The organism is Curtobacterium sp. MCBD17_032, assembly GCF_003234855.1.
GTDB lineage: Bacteria > Actinomycetota > Actinomycetes > Actinomycetales > Microbacteriaceae > Curtobacterium.
Genome location: NZ_QKTO01000012.1, coordinates 38,470 through 55,055, shown reverse-complemented (window position 1 = coordinate 55,055; position 16,586 = coordinate 38,470). Strand labels below are relative to the sequence as shown.

The window sequence follows — 16,586 nt, the reverse complement described above, 5'->3', positions numbered from 1 at the left end:
GCTAGGCGCCCATGGTGGCGACCGAGACGGACTCCTCGCCCGCCATCACCCGCCAGACGCTCCCGGTGCCGCGGACCTCGAGCGCGCCTTCGCCGACGACGAGCGCGGTGTCCTCGTCGATGGCCAGGCCCGCGGTGACGAACTCGGCCTCGGCACTCGCGACGAGCCGGGCGAGGGTGCCGGCCTGCACGGCGTGCACGTCGATCGTCAGGTCGACGAGTCCGAGTCCCTCGCGGAGCTCGACCTCGTCGAGCCCCTCGGAGGCGTCCTCCGGGCAGATCTCGACACCACCGATCCGGTGACCGCCGACCAGGGCGCGGTCCGCGGCGATCATCGCACCGGCGGAGTACCCGAGGTACGGCAGGCCGTCCGACACGAGCAGGCGGATCTGGTCGACGAGCGGTGTGACGGCGTGCAGGTAGTCGGGCGTCCGACCGCCGCTGACGACCAGGGCGTCGACGTCGCTGAGGACCGTCGTGTCGAAGACGCCGCCCGCGGGGACCTCGGTCACCAGGACCTCGGCCGCGCGGGACCCACCGAGGACCTCGGCGATGTCGGCGGTCGACCCGGGCGAGGTGCCGTCGGCTCCGGCGACGGACAGCAGCCCGATCCGGGGGACGGTGCGCCCGACGGCGGCGGACCGCGCGGTGGCCTCGGCGGTGAAGGCGGCGGCGACGTCCGCGGCGACGAAGGGGCCGCCGCCGACCAGGTGGATGCTCACGACTCGGCCGTCACCGGTGCGAGGGCGCTCCACGGGAACGTGATCCAGCCGTCGACCCGGCGCCACACGTGGTCGGGCTCGAGCACCGTACCGGGCTTCGAGTAGAGGCAGGCGCTGCGGACGTCGGCACCGGCGTTCCGGATGATGTCGACCACGAGCGCGAGGGTGCGACCGGAGTCCGAGACGTCGTCGACGACCAGGACCCGCTTGCCGGCCAGGCTCGGGGCGTCGAGTGCCGGCGCGAGCACGACCGGCTCCTCGAGGCGCTGCTCGACGTCGGTGTAGAACTCGACGTTGATCGAGCCGCACTCCTTGGTGCCGAGCGCGTAGGCCACGGCACCGGCGATGATGAGCCCGCCGCGGGCGACGGCCACGACCACCTCGGGCTCGAACCCGGCGGACAGGACGTCCTTGGCGAGCAGGCGTGCGGCGTCGCCGAACTCGAGCCAGCCGAGCACCTCCGGTCCGCTCGTCACGGTCACGGTCGACGAGGCGGACGGCTCCGCGGGTTCGCTGCTGATCGGCATCCGCCCACGGTACCGGCAGGGGTGTCCCGCCCGCGACCCGTCGTCACCGCCCGGGCGCTGCGGCCTGCCCCTTGGGCGTGAGCGGCCCGCGGGCGAGCTTGTGCTGCGCCGACTGCGCCACCGGACGGACCGTCACGAGGTCGAGGTTGACGTGCGGCGGCAGCTCCACGGCGTGCACGATCGCCTCGGCGACGTCGTCCGCCACGAGCGGCGCCTCGACCCCGTCGTAGACGGCCGCAGCCGCCGCGGTGTCGCCGCCGAACCGCACGACGGAGAACTCCTCGGTCTTCACCATGCCGGGGGCGATCTCGACGACGCGGATCGGCTCGCCGTTGAGCTCGAGCCGGAGCACACCGACCAGCGCGTGCTCGGCGTGCTTCGCGGCGACGTAGCCGCCACCGTTCTCGTAGGTGACGAATCCGGCCGTGCTCGTCACGGTGACGACGTCCGCGCCGCCCGTCCGCGCCGCACGACGCCGCAGGGCCGGCAGCAACGCCGCGGTGACGCGCTTGGTGCCGAGCACGTTCACCTCGAACATCGCACGCCAGTCCTCGACGTCGGACTCCTCGACGGACGCCGACCCGAACGCTCCCCCGGCGTTGTTGACGAGCACGTCCGCCCCGCCGAGCTCGTCCACGCGGGCGGCGAGCGCCGACACGTCCGTGCTCGAGGTGACGTCGACGACCAGCGTGTCCGTCCCGGTCTCCGCGGCGAGCGCCTCGAGCCGGTCGGCCCGGCGGGCGACGGCCAGGACGTCCCACCCGTGCTGGCGGAAGCGCCGGACGGTGGCCGCCCCGATCCCGGAACTGGCTCCGGTGACGACGGCTCGACGGTTGCTCATGGTGCTCCTCGTGGTGGTCTGTGGTGCCGGGTGTCGCCAACGCTACCGACACGTCGAGGGCCGTCGGCCGGTAACGTGCGGGAGATGACGACGGACGCCGCCCCTCCCGCGCCCTCGGCCCCCGCGGAACGGCTCGACCCGGGTCGGGCGAAACGTCGGATCCCGCTGTGGGACACGTCGCGGTTCGTCGCGGTGACCCTCGTGGTGATCGGGCACGCGATCCAGCGTCAGACGACGGGCAGCGAGCACGCGTTGGCGCTGTACACGTTCATCTACGCCTTCCACATGCCGGCGTTCGGTGTGATCAGCGGGTACTTCTCGTCGGCGGACACCCCGACGGCGCAGCGCATGCGGCGGACGTTCACCGACATCGTCGTGCCGTACATCGTCATGCAGACGATCTGGACCGTGGTGCAGGCGATCGTGGAGGGCGGCAAGGAGTTCAACCCGACGAAGCCGACGTGGACGCTGTGGTTCCTGCTCGCGCTCGGGATCTTCCGGCTGATCCTGCCGTACCTGGCGCAGCTGCGGTGGCCGCTGCTCTGGGCGGTGGTGCTGAGCATCGGCGTCGGGTACTTCGACAACGTCGACTCGACGCTCTCGCTGTCGCGGGCGATCAGCCTGCTGCCGTTCTTCCTGCTCGGGTGGCAGGTGAAGCAGTGGGGCGTCTTCGACCGCTGGTACGAGGCACCCCGCCGGGTCGTGGTCCGGGTCCGGGTCGCGGCGGCGCTCCTGTTCGCCGCGTGGGCCGCGGCGTGCGTGCTGTTCACCCCGCAGTTCAAGGAGTTCGACCTGCACCACTGGTTCTTCTACGACGACTCGTACTCGGGGCTCGGCGAGGACACGTGGTGGGCCGGCGGCGTCCGCTTCGGGCTGATGCTGTTCGCGGCGCTGCTCACGGCGGCGTTCCTGCTCCTCGTACCTCGCCGGACGGTCTGGCTGACCCGGTTCGGCGCGGCGACGATGTACGTCTACCTCCTGCACACGTTCGTGCTCTACCCGATCCGCGAGTCCGGGATCCTGGCCGGGGAGCACTCGGCGTGGCCGTACGTGCTGCTCATGGTGCTGCTCGCGTGTGCGGTGAGCCTGTTCCTGGCGCAGCCGTTCGTGCGTCGCGGGATGCGGTGGCTGCTCGAGCCGAAGGTCGACTGGTTGTTCCGCCGCGACCCGGTGTGACGCGCGGTCAGGACCGGAGCGTGTCGTTCGGACGTTCACCGAACCGCTCGGCGTAGTAGCCGGCGAAGCGGCCGAGGTGGGCGAAGCCGTACGCCCGTGCCACGGCTGCGACGCTGACCTCGCCGACGCGCCCGTCGGCGAGCGCCGTGCGGACCCGTCGGAGTCTGGCTTCACGGAGGGCCTCGAGCGGTGTCGGGAGGTCGTTGCGGTTGAACGCCTGCTGGAGTCCGCGCTGGCTGAGACCGGCGGCACCGGCGATGTCGGCGGCGGTGATCGGCTCACCGAGGTGCTCCTCGATGTACTCGAGCGCTCGGGCGACGTTGCGCGGGTGTCCGGCGTGGTGTGGTGCTGCCGGAGCGGGGACGAAGGCGTCGAGCATGCGACGGCTCAGGGCGTCCACGTGTCGGGCGCGCTCGAGGCGGTCGGCGGCCGGGTCGAGGAGGACGGGGGCGGAGGCGGCGAGCACGGCGCGGAGGGCGGCGAGGCCGTCGGCGTCCGGGCGGCGGGCGAACGCGAGCGGGCGCGGGGCCGTGCCGGTGCGGGCGGCGTGCAGGTCTCCGAGGGCGCGCGCGTCCAGGTCGATGGTGTGCAGCGTGACGCCGGCGGGTGCCTGGATCGTGAAGGGGCGGCCGGTCGGGTACACCGCCGGCACGCCCGCGCGGACCACGAGCTCGTCGTCCGTCCCGGCGTCGAAGGCGAGCTGTCCGTCGTGCGCCCACGCCACCAGGACGCGACCGACGGGTTCGATGCGACCCCAGCGGTCCGCGCTGAGGGCGGAGCTGCGGAGTCGGAGGCGGTCGTCTCCCACCGCGCGGAACCGGAACCCGAACGGCCGCGACCCGTCCCGCGTGAGCCGGACCTCGTGGGCGTCGTGCACCCGCTCGTAGAACCCCGTCGCTTCGTCCACGTCCCGCCCGGCGACGTCGTGCCGGCGCACGGCGGGGTGCCCGGGCCCGTGCTGCGGCTCGCGGTCCGGCGTCGGTGTCGGCGGGGAGGTCATGACGGCAGCACTGTAGGCCATCCGTCGCCCGACAGCGAGGTCACCGTCGGCGGACGGTCGTCGCGTGCTCGACCAGGACGGTCACCCGCCGTCGTCCGCACCGGCGCCCGGACGGGAGGCCCGCCCTGCGTCCGACGCGCGCGTTACGTCGCACGACGGCCACGCTGGTGCCCGCCCGGCCACCTGCGTAGCGTGACCGACGACGGACAGACGCGGTGGTCCTCCCGGCCCGCGTCCGTGTCGACCCGACGACCACGGTGACGGACAGGAGCCCCCGATGACCACGAACGACGCAGCCGCCTGGCGGTTCGAGACCACGCAGGTGCACGCGGGTGCCGCTCCGGACCCGACGACGGGGGCCCGGGCGACGCCGATCTACAAGACGACGTCGTACGTGTTCGAGAACTCGGACCACGCTCGCGACCTGTTCGCGCTGGCGCAGCCGGGCAACATCTACTCGCGGATCATGAACCCGACGAACGACGTCGTCGAGCAGCGGATCGCGGCGCTCGAGGGCGGCACCGGCGCGTTGCTCGTGTCGAGCGGCCAGGCTGCGGAGACCTACGCGGTGCTCAACATCGCCGGCGCGGGTGACCACATCGTCTCGTCGTCGTCGATCTACGGCGGCACGTACAACCTGTTCAAGTACACGCTCGCCAAGCTCGGCATCGAGACGACGTTCGTCGAGGACCAGGACGACCCCGAGGAATGGCGTCGTGCGGTCCGGCCGAACACGAAGCTGTTCTTCGCCGAGACGATCGGCAACCCGCGCATCAACGTGCTCGACATCGAGACCGTCGCGGGCGTCGCCCACGAGTCCGGCGTGCCGCTCATCGTCGACAACACGATCGCGACGCCGTACCTCATCCGGCCGTTCGAGCACGGGGCGGACGTCGTCGTGCACTCGGCGACGAAGTTCCTCGGCGGGCACGGCACCGTCATCGGCGGCGTCATCGTGGACGGCGGCACGTTCGCCTGGTCGGAGCACGCCGAGCGGTTCCCGGAGTTCAGCACCCCGGACCCGTCGTACCACGGAGCGGTCTTCTCGCAGGCGGTCGGGGACGCGCTCGCGTACATCGTCAAGGCGCGGGTGCAGCTGCTCCGCGACCTCGGCGCGTCGAACTCCCCCGACACGGCGTTCGCGCTCCTGCAGGGCATCGAGACGCTGTCGCTCCGGATCGAGCGCCACGTGTCGAACGCTCAGGAGATCGCGGAGTGGCTCGACCGGCACCCGGACGTCGCGACGGTGGCGTACGCCGGCCTGCCGACGAGCCCCTGGTACCCAGCGGCGACGAAGTACGCGCCACGCGGCGTCGGCGCGGTGCTGTCCTTCGAGCTCAAGGGCGGCGTGGACGCGGGCCGGGCGCTCGTCGACGAGCTGCAGCTGTTCTCGCACCTGGCGAACATCGGCGACGTCCGCTCACTCGTCATCCACCCGGCGTCGACGACGCACTCGCAGCTCACGCCCGAGCAGCAGCTGACGACCGGCGTGACGCCGGGGCTCGTCCGTCTGTCGGTCGGGATCGAGAACGTCGAGGACCTCAAGGCCGACCTGGAGGCCGGTCTCGCCGCCGCACGGGCCGTCGCCCAGGCGGGCCTGCGCGCCTAGCCCCCTCGCACGGAACGTGGGTGGTTCCCCGCAGCGGTCCACCGCTGCGGGGAACCACCCACGTCGCGTTCCGCGGCCCGTCACGGCGTAACACGGCGGCGGTGCGGCGGGCGTCCCGGCAGACTGGACCCCACGATGGACTGGCAGACGACCCCCGAGGACTCCGTGCCGTCCACCCTGGTGCCCGGTGCCGAACTCCGCACGCTCGGCAAGCCGCCGGTGACGGGTGCGTGGCGACCGGGTGACCCGCCCGGGGCACGCCGGTTCGAGGACCTCGGCGAGCAGACCGTCCGCGGCGGGCTCGTCCCCGCCGTCCGCGTGGCGTACGAGACCTGGGGGACGCTCTCCCCCGCGCGGGACAACGCCGTCCTGGTGCTGCACGCCCTGACCGGCGACTCGCACGTCACCGGCCCCGCCGGCCCCGGTCACCGCACCGCAGGCTGGTGGGGTGACGTCGTCGGGCCGGGGCGTGCGATCGACACCGACCGGTTCTTCGTCGTCGCGCCGAACATGCTCGGCGGGTGCCAGGGCACGACCGGCCCCTCCTCGCTGGCGCCGGACGGCGTCGAGTGGGGCTCCCGCTTCCCGTTCGTCACCGCCCGCGACCAGGTGGCGACGCAGCTGCGGCTGGCGGACCGACTCGGCATCGACCGGTTCGCGGCCGTCGTCGGCGGCTCGATGGGTGGCATGCACGCGCTGGAACTCGCGGTCACGGCCCCGGAACGGGTGGCGCGCCTCGCCGTCCTCGCGACGACCGCGCAGACCACCGCGGACCAGATCGCCGCGAACTCCCTGCAGCGCGCGGCGATCCAGATGGACCCGGGCTTCGCCGGCGGCGACCACCACGACGCCGAACCCGGGGAGGGGCCGCACCGGGGGCTGGCGCTCGCGCGACGGATGGCGATGATGACCTACCGCGCCTCGGACGAACTCAACGGCCGGTTCGCCCGGACGTGGCAGAGCGAGGTCTCCCCGCTCGGCGACGACGGCCGGTTCTCCGTGGAGAGCTACCTCGACTTCCACGGCAACAAGTTCACCCGGCGGTTCGACGCGGCCTCCTACGTCACCCTCACGCACGCGATGGACTCGCACGACGTCGGCGCCGGTCGAGGCGGTGTCGCCGCTGCCCTGTCCCGGGTCACCGCGCACACCCTCGTGGTGGGCGTCTCCAGCGACCGACTGTTCCCCGTCGAGGACCAGCACCGCATCGCCGCGGGGGTGCCCGACACGCTCGACGGTGACCGTGCCGCGGTGATCACGAGCGAGTTCGGTCACGACGGCTTCCTCATCGAGTCCGAGGCCGTCGGCGCACACCTCCAGCGCCTGCTCGCCTGATCGGGGTGCAGCGCGTGTCCCCGGAAGACGGGACACCGGCAGACCGATCCGTCGACCCCCGCGCGCCGAAGACCCCACAACGAGTGTCGCCCGTGGAATGATGCAGAGTGCACGGTCTCGACCAGTGCTCGGTTTCCCAAGACCAACCAGCTCTCCCGAACCAGGAACAGCCAGGACCAACGATGGAACTCCTCGCGCAGGAACGCGACCGCCTCCTCCGGTCGACGACGCGTGTCGTGGGCATCGTGTGCGCGCTCATCAGCGTCGTCGCCGTGGCCACGTCGCTCGCCGTCCCCGCGCTGCCCCTGGTCGTCGGGTTGACGTGCATCGCCGTCATGGTCGCCGCGCTCGTCGCGTTCGGGGGGAACGGCTCGACCTGGTGGACCGCGCTCACGGTGCTGAGCGGCCTCGGCGCCGTCGCCGTCCTCGCCACCGCCGTCGCCCCCGACGACCGCGGGGTCATCGCGAGCGCACTCGTGCCGCTCGCCGGCGGCGGGTTGGCCTCCCTCCTCATGGCGCAGCGCGGACACCCCGTCGGCCTCGGCATCGCGGCCGCCGCCGGTGTGGTCTCCGTCGCCCTGATGTCGTGGGCGAGCGGCACCGTCCTCTCGCTCCCCGTCAGCGGTGTCCTGCTCGGTTGGGTGCTCGTCGCCGTCGTCGCGGTGTGGATCAGCCGGAGCATCCCCCGCGTGGCCCGACGCATCTACACGATCGGCACCGCGCACCGCGCCGAACGGCAGGCGAGCGAGACCGAGGCGCAGCGCCGACAGGGAGCACGCCTGCTGCACGACACCGTCCTGGCGACCCTGACCCTCCTGGCGCACTCCGGCGTCGGCGTCTCCGAGCACGCGATGCGCGAGCAGGCCGCCGAGGACGCCCGCCTCCTCCGCCACCTCCGCCTCGGTGCGACCCCGCAACCGCAGCAGTCCGGTGACTACTCGCTCACCCGGACCGAGGAGTCGCCGCTCGGGCAGACCCTGGAGTCCGTCAAGCAGCGGTTCGGTCGGATGGGCCTCGAGGTCGCCTGGCACGGCACCGGACAGGTCCTCCTGCCGACGCACGTCCTCGACGCCTTCCTGCTCGCGCTCGGGGAGTGTCTCGAGAACGTCCGCCGGCACGCCGGGGTCCCCGAGGCACACGTCACGATCGTGCACGACGAGGCGATGGTCCGGGCCATGGTCACCGACTCCGGCGTCGGTTTCGAACTCGACGCCGTCAGCTCCGAACGACTCGGCTTCAAGGAGAGCGTCGTGAACCGTCTCCGCGAGGTCGGCGGCGACGCCCGGCTGTTCTCCGCGCCGGGCTCCGGCACGACCGTCGTGCTGGAGGCGCCGCGGTGAGCCGCATCCCCGAGGACACCATCAGCCGGGGGCTCTCCGGTGACCAGGACGCGCCCCGCACCCGCCGGGAGGCCCGGGAGCGGTACCGGGGCACCGACCGACGGCAGGCGCGCGGCCTCCCCTCCACGTCGACCGGTGCGCGCTCGCTCCGACAGGCGGCCCAGCCCGGAGCATCCCTCGGAGCGGGTCACCTCGGACTCGGCGCGGCGGTCCTGACCGGACTCGAGGCCCTCGGCGGCATCGTCTTCTTCCTCGCGCACTGGCAGGACCATGCCGACCCGTGGTTCACCGCCAGCGCCTGGCTCCTCTTCGTCGCCGCCGCCACCTGCGTCATCGGCATCGTCCTCACCTACGGCGAGCGGTTGACCGGGCTCGCGTTCGGTCTCATCTGCGTCGTGCTCGCCGCGGTCGTCGCGCTCGACTTCATCGGCATCTGGTCCCAGCACGACGTCGGACACTCTGCGACCGCCTCGATGGCGGCCGGCTTCGCGCTCCTGCCGATCACGACGCTCCGACCCGCGCGCGAGGTCATCGCCGCGATCGTCGGCCTCGGACTGGTGTTCATCGTGTACGCGGTGGTGTCCACGCCGATCAGCCCCGAGACGCTCCCCGGCCTCGTCACCCTCCTGTCCGTGACGGTGGTGCCGCCCTCGATCGCGCTCTTCGTCGTGCACCGGTTCCGCCAGCTCGTGCAGCGCGAGCTCGACCGGGTGCTCGTGCAGAGCAACGTCGGGGCGCCGCAGTTCGCCGTCGGGATGCTCGCGTCGGACGAACTCGCCCGCCTCGACCTCGCCGCGGAGAAGCTGCTCGATGCCGTCGCGAACGGCTCCGACCCGTTGCCGTTGTCCGACGCGTCCGCATCGGTCGCCGCCTCCCTCGCCACCGAGCTCCGCCTGCACCTGATCGAGGGGCGGCGCGAGACGTGGCTGTACCACGCCATCACCGAGTCGGACCGCCTCGGACGGGCGGTCGCCGTCGCCGACCCGAGCGCTCTCGCCGGACACCTCTCCCCGGCGCAGCGCGACGGCCTCCTCCAGGCCCTCTGGCAGATGGTCGGCGACGGCCGCAGCCAGCAGCCCGGCTCCCCCGTGGTGTCGGTCACCCTCGGGCCGGTCGGCACCGACGGCCACCCGGTCAGCGACGACCGGATGGACGTCCCCGTCGTCATCGAGTCCCGCGGCGTGCCGCGCCGTCGCCTCGGTCCCGCCGCGTGGGCCGCCCTCCAGCGCATCGGCCCGTACACCGACAGCGTGCGGGACGGTGTGCTCCACGTCACCGCGCACTGCGTCGTCGACCGGCACCCGCAGATGTGACGCACCCCGCCCCTCCCGGCACCAGCGCCGTGCGTCAAGCGGACAACCGGGCCAGCCTCCCCAGACCGGGCCACCGACCCTCCTAGGATCGGCAGGCCCCGGACGGACCCCACGAGAAAGGACGCCGAGCATGGCGACTCCAGCGGAACCGATCAGACTCGCACTCGTCGACGACCACCGGATGCTCCTCAGCGCCCTGACCGAGTGGATCCGCAACGCCGCGGACGACATCCAGATGGTCACCGCGGTCACCACGTGGCCGGAACTGCTCACCAGCCCGGGCTTCCCGGTCGACGTCGTGCTCCTCGACCTCGACCTCAAGGACTCCATCCCGGTCTCGCTGAAGATCTCGACGCTGAAGACCGCCGGGGTGAAGACCGTCGTGATGAGCACCTACTCCGAGCCGAACGTCGTGCGCGAAGCCCTCGGCGCCGGTGCCCTCGGCTACCTCGTCAAGAGCGAGGACGCGGCCATGATCGTCGAGGCGATCCGGTCGGCGCAGCGGGGCGAGCAGTACGTCTCCGCCGAACTCGACCTCGCGATCAACTCCGGCGACGTCGGCGGCGTCCCGAAGCTCAGCGCGCAGGAGCGGCGCGTGATGGCGCTCTACGGTGGCGGTGAGCCCGTGAAGAGCGTGGCGTACCAGCTCGGCATCTCCGAGGAGACCGCGAAGAGCTACCTCAAGCGCATCCGCGAGAAGTACCGCGTGGCCGGCTTCGACGTGGGCACGAAGGTGGCACTCCGGAAGCGGGCGATCACCGACGGCATCATCGTGCAGGACGGCACCCCGCACGGGCTGTAGTCCCGCGCCCGGGTCGCCGGGCCCCCGTCCCGCCCGGCCCGGTCCCGCCCCGCCGGGTGCGCGCGCGGCACGTCGTGGGACCGCGGTGAGGCCCGCCGCGCGTGTCGACGGCACACTGCAGCCGGGAAGCGCGCCACCGGAGGTCCGCTCCGTCACGCCCGACGGACGTCCGGCCAGGAGGTGCGGCGACCGTCCGGCCCGCTGACCGTGTCCGACGGTGCGGGACTCCGGACGAGGTCAGTGCGAGGACACGACCTCGCGGATCGGTCCGGTGCTCGCCCCCGCGGTCCGGAGCGCCGCTGCGCGACGCTTCGAGCGGTCCTCGACCGCGTAGCTGATCACCGCGACGACGACGCCGAGCAGCGCCAGGCCGATGCCGAGCCACCCCGGCGCGAGGAACCCGAAGCCGGCCGCGATGACCGCGCCACCGAGGGCCGCGCCGAGCGAGTTGCCGAGGTTGAACGCCGAGTGGTTGAGCGCTGCCGCGATGGTCCGGGCGTCACCGGCGATGTCCATCAAGCGGGACTGCACCGCCGGCGGGATCGCGGACGAGGTCGCTCCGAGCAGGAACGCGCCGACGAAGAGCCCGACGACCCACTGCGCGGTGAGCACCGTCACGAGCAGCGCACCGATCAGGGCGAAGAGGCCGACGAAGGTGGTGGCCTTCACGCTGTGGTCGGCGAGGAAGCCGCCGAGCAGTCCACCGACGACCATGCCGAGCCCGACGACGACGAGCACCAGGGGCACGGCGGACTCCGACAGCCCGGTCACGTTCTGCACGAGCGGCGAGATGTACGAGTACACCGCGAAGAACCCGCCGAACCCGACCGCGCCGAGGCTCATCACGATCCAGGCCTGCGGCAGGCGGAAGACGCGGAGCTCGCGGCCGATGGTGGCGTGGACGTCCCGCGCGCTGCGGGGCACGAACGCGGAGACCGCGAGGAAGGTCAGGGCGAACAGGGCGGCGACGACGCCGTAGGCGACCCGCCAGCTGGCGACCTGCCCGATCCACGTGACCGCGGGAACACCGACGACGTTCGCGACGGAGAGACCGAGGAGCACGAGCGCGATGCCCTTGCCGCGCTTGCCCGGGCCCATGATGTCGCCGGCGACGATCGAGGCGATGCCGAAGTAGGCACCGTGCGGGAGCCCGGCGACGAAGCGTGCGACGACGACGAGCCCGAACGACGGCAGGACCGCGCTGGCGACCGTCGCGACCGCGAACCCGATCAGCAGCACCATGAGCAGCCCCTTGCGGGGGAACCTGGCCGACATCGCGGCGATCGTCGGGGCCCCGACGACCACGCCGAGGGCGTACGCGCTGACGAGCCACCCTACGTGCGCGACACCACCCTCGGGGTCGGCCGCGTACTGCCCGGGCAGGAGCGCCTCGGCGATGTTCGGCAACAGGCCCATCGCGACGAACTCGGTCGTCCCGATGGCGAAGCCACCCAGCGCGAGGGCGAGGATGGCGAGCGTTCGACGGGCCGGTGTGAGCTGCGACATGGGACCTGTTCTCGTGCCGGGCACGGTGGGATCGGTGGCGTGGACGACCGGAGTCGCGGCTGGATCAGTGTAGACCGCTCCAACTCGTCCGCGGAAGACGCCGGTCGGATCGATTCGACCCGCGCGCACCACGGAGGACGACGAGACAGCAGAACGCGGCCCGGTCGACCGGGATTCCCGATCGACAGGGCCGCGGAGGAGATGGCTCAGGCTGCGCGGCGCTCCGGCACGCGGGAGGCAGCGCGCGCCTCCGGCAGGTCGTCGCGGTGCACCCAGCCGGCACCGCACTCGGTGCAGCTCGCCCAGGCGTGGTCGCCCTGGTCGTCGACGTCGATCACGACCGAGCGGAGGTCACAGTCCGGGCACCAACCGTCGTGCATCATGAGCGGGCTCCTTCCGTCGCGGTGCCGGCGCTCGTGCACCGGCTGATGAGGACAGCACACACCCGACCGCCGACATCGCAGCGAGGTCGGCGGCGTGTCGCGCAGCGGACCCGTGCTCAGTCGCCGAGCGCCGCCTCGAGCCGCTCGAGCTTCCCGTCGATCTCCCCCGTGCGCCCCGGCCGGATGTCCGCCTTGAGCACGAGCGAGACGCGGGTGCCGAACGGCGCGACGGCCTCGGCCGCCCGCTTGACGACGTCGAACACCTCGTCCCACTCCCCCTCGAGCTCGGTGAACATCGACGAGGTGCGGTTCGGCAGTCCGGACGCGCGGACGACCCGGACGGCCGCGGCGACCGCGTCGTGCACGGAACCGTCCTCGGTCGCGGCGGGGCCGCCCGACGGGGCGATGGAGAAGGCGACGATCATGCGCCCATCCTGCCCCGCCGCGCGTCACGGCGCGAGGGGCTCCACTCGCGCGGCGCCGGCGGCCGGACGGGATGCCCGTGGCTCGATCCCGTCCCGCCACATCCGGACCAGGACGACGACCGCCCAGACGAGCACCGCGACCTCGAGCAGGTTCCGCAGCGACAGCACGACGAGGATCCACGGCTGCACGCCGAGCACCTGGTCGTAGTAGGCCGGGTAGACGAGCTGCGTGAGGAACGCCATCGGCAGCATCGCCCCGGCGACCGGGAGGAACCGCCACGCGCTGCCCCGTCCGGCGACGAGCCCCCAGACCACCGGTACGGCGAACCAGCCGATGTACTGCGGGGACCCGACCTTGTTCGTCGCGATGAGTGCCGCCACGAACAGCAGCGCGAGGACCGGCGCCACCTGTGCCCGCTGCGCGCCGGTGCGGACGGCGAGCAGCGCGAGCACGACGCCGACCGCGAGGACGACCGCCATGAGCGGGGTCGAGAGTGCTGCGACGACCTCCGTCCCGGCGCCGGACACCTCGAAGGTCAGGATCTCCTGGTCGTAGAACACGGCGGCGCCCGGCACCCGAGCGGCTGCCGCCCAGAGGTACGGCGTCGCGAGCGGTGCCTCGATCTGCAGGCCGCGGCCGGTCTGTTCGCCGATGAACGAGAACAGGTGTGCGGCGCCGCCGAACAGCACGTCGACGAGGACCACGAGCGCGGTCACGGTGAGCGCTCCCGCGACCACCTCGACCCGACGCCCGCGCCGGAGGACGACCAGGACGCCGACGAGCGCCGCGGGCCAGACCTTGACCCACGCGGCGACGGTGAACACCGCGGCGGCGATGCCCGGTCGGGCGGCGACGGACGCGACGCCGACGAGCGCGACGGCCGTGGCGACGGTGTCGATGCGTCCGAGGCCGATCGGCCCGAGCGCGAGCAGGAACGCCAGCCACCACCAGACGACCCGCACGCCGAACGCCCGGTACCGCCAGAGCACGGCGCACACGATCACGTGCAGGAGCACCATGAGCAGGAGCCACCCGGTGCCGATCCCAGCGGTCCCACCGACCGACGCGGCGGCCATCGGCACGATCGCCAGGACCGGGTACACCCAGGCGGAGTCGATCCCCACCCAGAAGTGCGACGCGTGCCCGGTCTCGATCCACCGGCGGTACGTGATCGTGACGTCGCCGAGCGGTTGGTTCGGGACGACGAGGGTCAGGGCCCAGAGCAGTGCGTGCACCGCGGCGAAGGCGACCACGAACGCGACGATCTCCGGCCACGGGTTCCTGCGCACCGGACGAGCGTACCGAGTCGGGCCGGACCGGCCGCCGCGGCCCACAGCCCGCACGATCCACAGCCGATCCCGAGAGTGACGTGTCACCGTCCTCCTGTGACCTCAGCACCGGACCGTCCCTCGCCCCGCCGCCCGCGCCGCCGTCTCCTGACGTGGCTCGTCATCGCCGTCGTCGTCGTGGTCGTCGCGGTCGTCGCCGTCGTCGTCGGCACCCGGGCGTACACGACGACCGAGAACGCGAAGGCCTCGGCCACCCCCACCGTCGCCGCCACCCGTGCCCCGTCCACGCTCGAGACGCAGGACCTGTCCGGCGAGTGGACGATCGGCGACGGGTCCGAGGCGGGCTATCGCGTGCACGAGGTCCTCAACGGTTCGGACGTCACCGTCACGGGCCGCACGTCGAGCGTCACCGGCTCGGCCACCGTCGAGGGGACGACGATCAGCGCAGCCACGATCACGGTCCAGGTCGGCGACATCACCACCGACTCGGAGCAGCGCGACTCGTACTTCCGCGACTCGGCCCTCGACACCCAGGCGTTCCCGACCGCCACCTTCACGCTCACCGAGCCGGTGGAGGACGCGGTCCCCTCGGGCGACGCCACCACCGAGGTGCAGGCCACCGGCACGCTCGACCTGCACGGCGTCACGAAGCCGGTCACCGCGACGCTGCAGGTCGGTCTCAGCGGGGACGGTGTCGACGTCTCCGGCACGGTGCCGATCACGTTCTCCGACCACTCGGTGCAGGCCCCGGACCTCGGCTTCGTCAAGGTCGACGACGCGGGGTCGATCGAGTTCCTCGTGCACGCGACGCCTGCCTACTGACCGACGCACCGACGCACCGACGCACCGACGGTCCGCCGGCCCGCGTCGCGACCACCTGCCGGACGGAGGCGCCGCACCGGTCCGGTCTGCTCCTCCCGTCGGTCCGTCAGTCGCTCTCGGCGTCCCCCCGCACCGCGAGGTCCCGCACCACACCCGGCAGCTGCTCGACGAGACCCGTCATCGGGAACGGCCCGCCCCGCGACGCCCGCCGGGCCGCGACCCCGTGCACGACCGCGGCGGCTGCCGCGAGGTGCGCGAGCTCCTCCGGCCCGACCTCGCTCGTGCCGGCCCGCGCGGCGATCAGCGCGCCGAGCACCCCGCCGAGGACGTCCCCCGCACCGGCGGCCGCGAGCCACGGCGTCGCCGAGGACGCGACGAGCCGGACCCCGCCGTCGGGTGTGACGACGTGCGTGTCCGCGCCCTTGAGCAGCACGACGCTCCCGGTCCGCTCCGCCGCCCGCAGTGACGATCCCCGCGGGTCCCGCTCGACCTCGTCGCGGGCGACGCCGAGCAGGGACGCGGCCTCCCCGGCGTGCGGGGTGAGCACCGCGAGCGGCCCGAGGTCGACGAGCGGGATCGCCCCGGCGTCGACGACGACCGGCACGCCGTCGTCGGACGCGTGGGCGAACCCGTCGCGGGTCGTCGCGTCGAGCTCGTCGAGCGAGGACGCGGAGATGCCCGACCCGACGAGCCACGCCTGCACCCGACCGACACCGGCGACGACCTCCGGCCGGCGGGCGAGCACGAAGTCGGTGGCGCGGTCGGGTCCGACGTACCGGACCATGCCGAGCCCGGTGTGCACCGCGGCGTCGACCCCCATCACGGCGGCGCCCGGGTACGCGGCCGACCCCGTCGCGACGCCGAGCACCCCGCGCCGGTACTTCGAGGTGTCGCCGGTCGGGACGGTGATCCAGGCGGCGGCGTCGGCGGGACGGACGGTCACGAAGTCGTTCATCGTCCCCACGGTAGCTGCGGCGCAAACTCTGGACTAGAGGGATGTCAAGTGAGCGAGCGTCAACGGGACGACTATACGGACCGGTAGGACCGAGCTAGCACATCCCGCCCGGTAGACACGACCAAACTTGGTCTAGCCCCGGTTCTCAAACACACAAACCCCAGGTCCGGCCCGATGCGAAGATCTGTCCCCGGCGCGCTCTCAGACACGCCGATGGAGAGGTGCGTTCGCAAGATTCCACACCCGTGGACAGGGCCCCTCAACGGGGTGTGGGAAGTGTCGGTGGAAGGCCTGAGAACGGCGCAATGGCGGGCCACTCGCCCACTCACAGTCTGTGGAGGGCGTTGTGGAGAACTACAGGGGTGTAACACTTCCTCTAGTGGTCGGCTCGGCCATCGAGCATCGCTGGAAGTAGTATCGAGACGTGGCCGAACACAGCTTCGACCGCGCAAAGCAACAAACCCCCAGCCGGGGCTTCCGGAGGGGGTCGTCGCAAGGCTTCGGTTCGGGTTCAAGCTGTAGGAGGCTCCCCGGCCGATGC

General features: G+C 72.6%; 16 protein-coding genes. 7 read left to right on the top strand and 9 right to left on the bottom strand.

The window, feature by feature from the left end; genetic code table 11:
- Nucleotide 1: 1 nt before the first annotated feature.
- Genes DEI91_RS13345 through DEI91_RS13335 form a run of 3 tightly spaced genes read right to left on the bottom strand, consistent with a single transcriptional unit; the run spans nt 2 to nt 2,089 of the window.
- On the bottom strand, nt 2–721 hold the full coding sequence (locus tag DEI91_RS13345) for a Type 1 glutamine amidotransferase-like domain-containing protein (RefSeq protein WP_111052758.1): 720 nt from the start codon (nt 719–721) through the stop codon (nt 2–4).
- Nucleotides 718–1,248 carry a phosphoribosyltransferase gene (locus DEI91_RS13340; protein ID WP_181419527.1) on the bottom strand — a complete coding sequence of 177 codons (531 nt, stop codon included), beginning with the start codon at nt 1,246–1,248 and terminating at the stop codon, nt 718–720. Before DEI91_RS13340 ends, DEI91_RS13345 begins: the two co-directional genes overlap by 4 nt.
- Before the next feature lie 43 nt (nt 1,249–1,291).
- Complete coding sequence (locus tag DEI91_RS13335; RefSeq protein WP_111052757.1) at nt 1,292–2,089, bottom strand: SDR family oxidoreductase; 798 nt, start codon at nt 2,087–2,089, stop codon at nt 1,292–1,294.
- A gap of 84 nt (nt 2,090–2,173) precedes the next feature.
- Here DEI91_RS13335 and DEI91_RS13330 point away from each other — a divergent pair, with 84 nt between their 5' ends.
- Nucleotides 2,174–3,265, top strand: a complete 1,092-nt coding sequence (locus tag DEI91_RS13330; RefSeq protein WP_111052756.1) for an acyltransferase family protein — start codon at nt 2,174–2,176, stop codon at nt 3,263–3,265.
- A 7-nt stretch (nt 3,266–3,272) separates the two neighbouring features.
- Here DEI91_RS13330 and DEI91_RS13325 read toward each other — a convergent pair whose 3' ends face one another.
- Nucleotides 3,273–4,265, bottom strand: coding sequence for a helix-turn-helix transcriptional regulator (locus DEI91_RS13325; RefSeq protein WP_146244298.1), 993 nt, complete (start codon nt 4,263–4,265; stop codon nt 3,273–3,275).
- Nucleotides 4,266–4,542: 277 nt separating this feature from the next.
- Here DEI91_RS13325 and DEI91_RS13320 point away from each other — a divergent pair, with 277 nt between their 5' ends.
- The 5 genes from DEI91_RS13320 to DEI91_RS13300 all read left to right on the top strand — a co-directional run bounded on the left by DEI91_RS13320 (nt 4,543) and on the right by DEI91_RS13300 (nt 10,664).
- Nucleotides 4,543–5,874: a bifunctional o-acetylhomoserine/o-acetylserine sulfhydrylase gene (locus tag DEI91_RS13320; protein ID WP_111052754.1), complete on the top strand. Its 1,332-nt coding sequence runs from the start codon at nt 4,543–4,545 to the stop codon at nt 5,872–5,874.
- 135 nt (nt 5,875–6,009) lie between these two features.
- Entirely contained in the window at nt 6,010–7,209 is a 1,200-nt protein-coding gene (locus DEI91_RS13315) for a homoserine O-acetyltransferase (protein WP_111052753.1), read from the top strand.
- 182 nt (nt 7,210–7,391) lie between these two features.
- A complete protein-coding gene (locus DEI91_RS13310; protein WP_111052752.1) occupies nt 7,392–8,549 on the top strand; it encodes a sensor histidine kinase in 1,158 nt (385 codons plus the stop codon).
- Nucleotides 8,546–9,862 carry a hypothetical protein gene (locus tag DEI91_RS13305; RefSeq protein ID WP_181439607.1) on the top strand — a complete coding sequence of 439 codons (1,317 nt, stop codon included), beginning with the start codon at nt 8,546–8,548 and terminating at the stop codon, nt 9,860–9,862. Before DEI91_RS13310 ends, DEI91_RS13305 begins: the two co-directional genes overlap by 4 nt.
- 130 nt (nt 9,863–9,992) lie before the next feature.
- On the top strand, nt 9,993–10,664 hold the full coding sequence (locus tag DEI91_RS13300; RefSeq protein ID WP_111052750.1) for a response regulator transcription factor: 672 nt from the start codon (nt 9,993–9,995) through the stop codon (nt 10,662–10,664).
- Nucleotides 10,665–10,901: 237 nt separating this feature from the next.
- Here DEI91_RS13300 and DEI91_RS13295 read toward each other — a convergent pair whose 3' ends face one another.
- The 4 genes from DEI91_RS13295 to DEI91_RS13285 all read right to left on the bottom strand — a co-directional run bounded on the left by DEI91_RS13295 (nt 10,902) and on the right by DEI91_RS13285 (nt 14,268).
- Entirely contained in the window at nt 10,902–12,170 is a 1,269-nt protein-coding gene (locus DEI91_RS13295) for an MFS transporter (protein ID WP_111052749.1), read from the bottom strand.
- 206 nt (nt 12,171–12,376) lie between these two features.
- Nucleotides 12,377–12,553, bottom strand: coding sequence for a hypothetical protein (locus tag DEI91_RS16325; RefSeq protein WP_181439606.1), 177 nt, complete (start codon nt 12,551–12,553; stop codon nt 12,377–12,379).
- Between the two features lie 116 nt (nt 12,554–12,669).
- Complete coding sequence (locus DEI91_RS13290) at nt 12,670–12,978, bottom strand: thiamine-binding protein (RefSeq protein ID WP_111052748.1); 309 nt, start codon at nt 12,976–12,978, stop codon at nt 12,670–12,672.
- A 24-nt stretch (nt 12,979–13,002) separates the two neighbouring features.
- Nucleotides 13,003–14,268, bottom strand: coding sequence for a DUF2029 domain-containing protein (locus DEI91_RS13285; protein ID WP_111052747.1), 1,266 nt, complete (start codon nt 14,266–14,268; stop codon nt 13,003–13,005).
- A gap of 96 nt (nt 14,269–14,364) precedes the next feature.
- On the opposite strand from DEI91_RS13285, the gene DEI91_RS13280 reads away from it, so the two are divergent.
- Nucleotides 14,365–15,090 carry a YceI family protein gene (locus DEI91_RS13280; RefSeq protein ID WP_258374428.1) on the top strand — a complete coding sequence of 242 codons (726 nt, stop codon included), beginning with the start codon at nt 14,365–14,367 and terminating at the stop codon, nt 15,088–15,090.
- Nucleotides 15,091–15,196: 106 nt separating this feature from the next.
- On the opposite strand, the gene DEI91_RS13275 is transcribed toward DEI91_RS13280, so the two are convergent.
- Nucleotides 15,197–16,045, bottom strand: coding sequence for an ADP/ATP-dependent (S)-NAD(P)H-hydrate dehydratase (locus tag DEI91_RS13275; protein WP_111052746.1), 849 nt, complete (start codon nt 16,043–16,045; stop codon nt 15,197–15,199).
- Between the last annotated feature and the right edge of the window lie 541 nt (nt 16,046–16,586).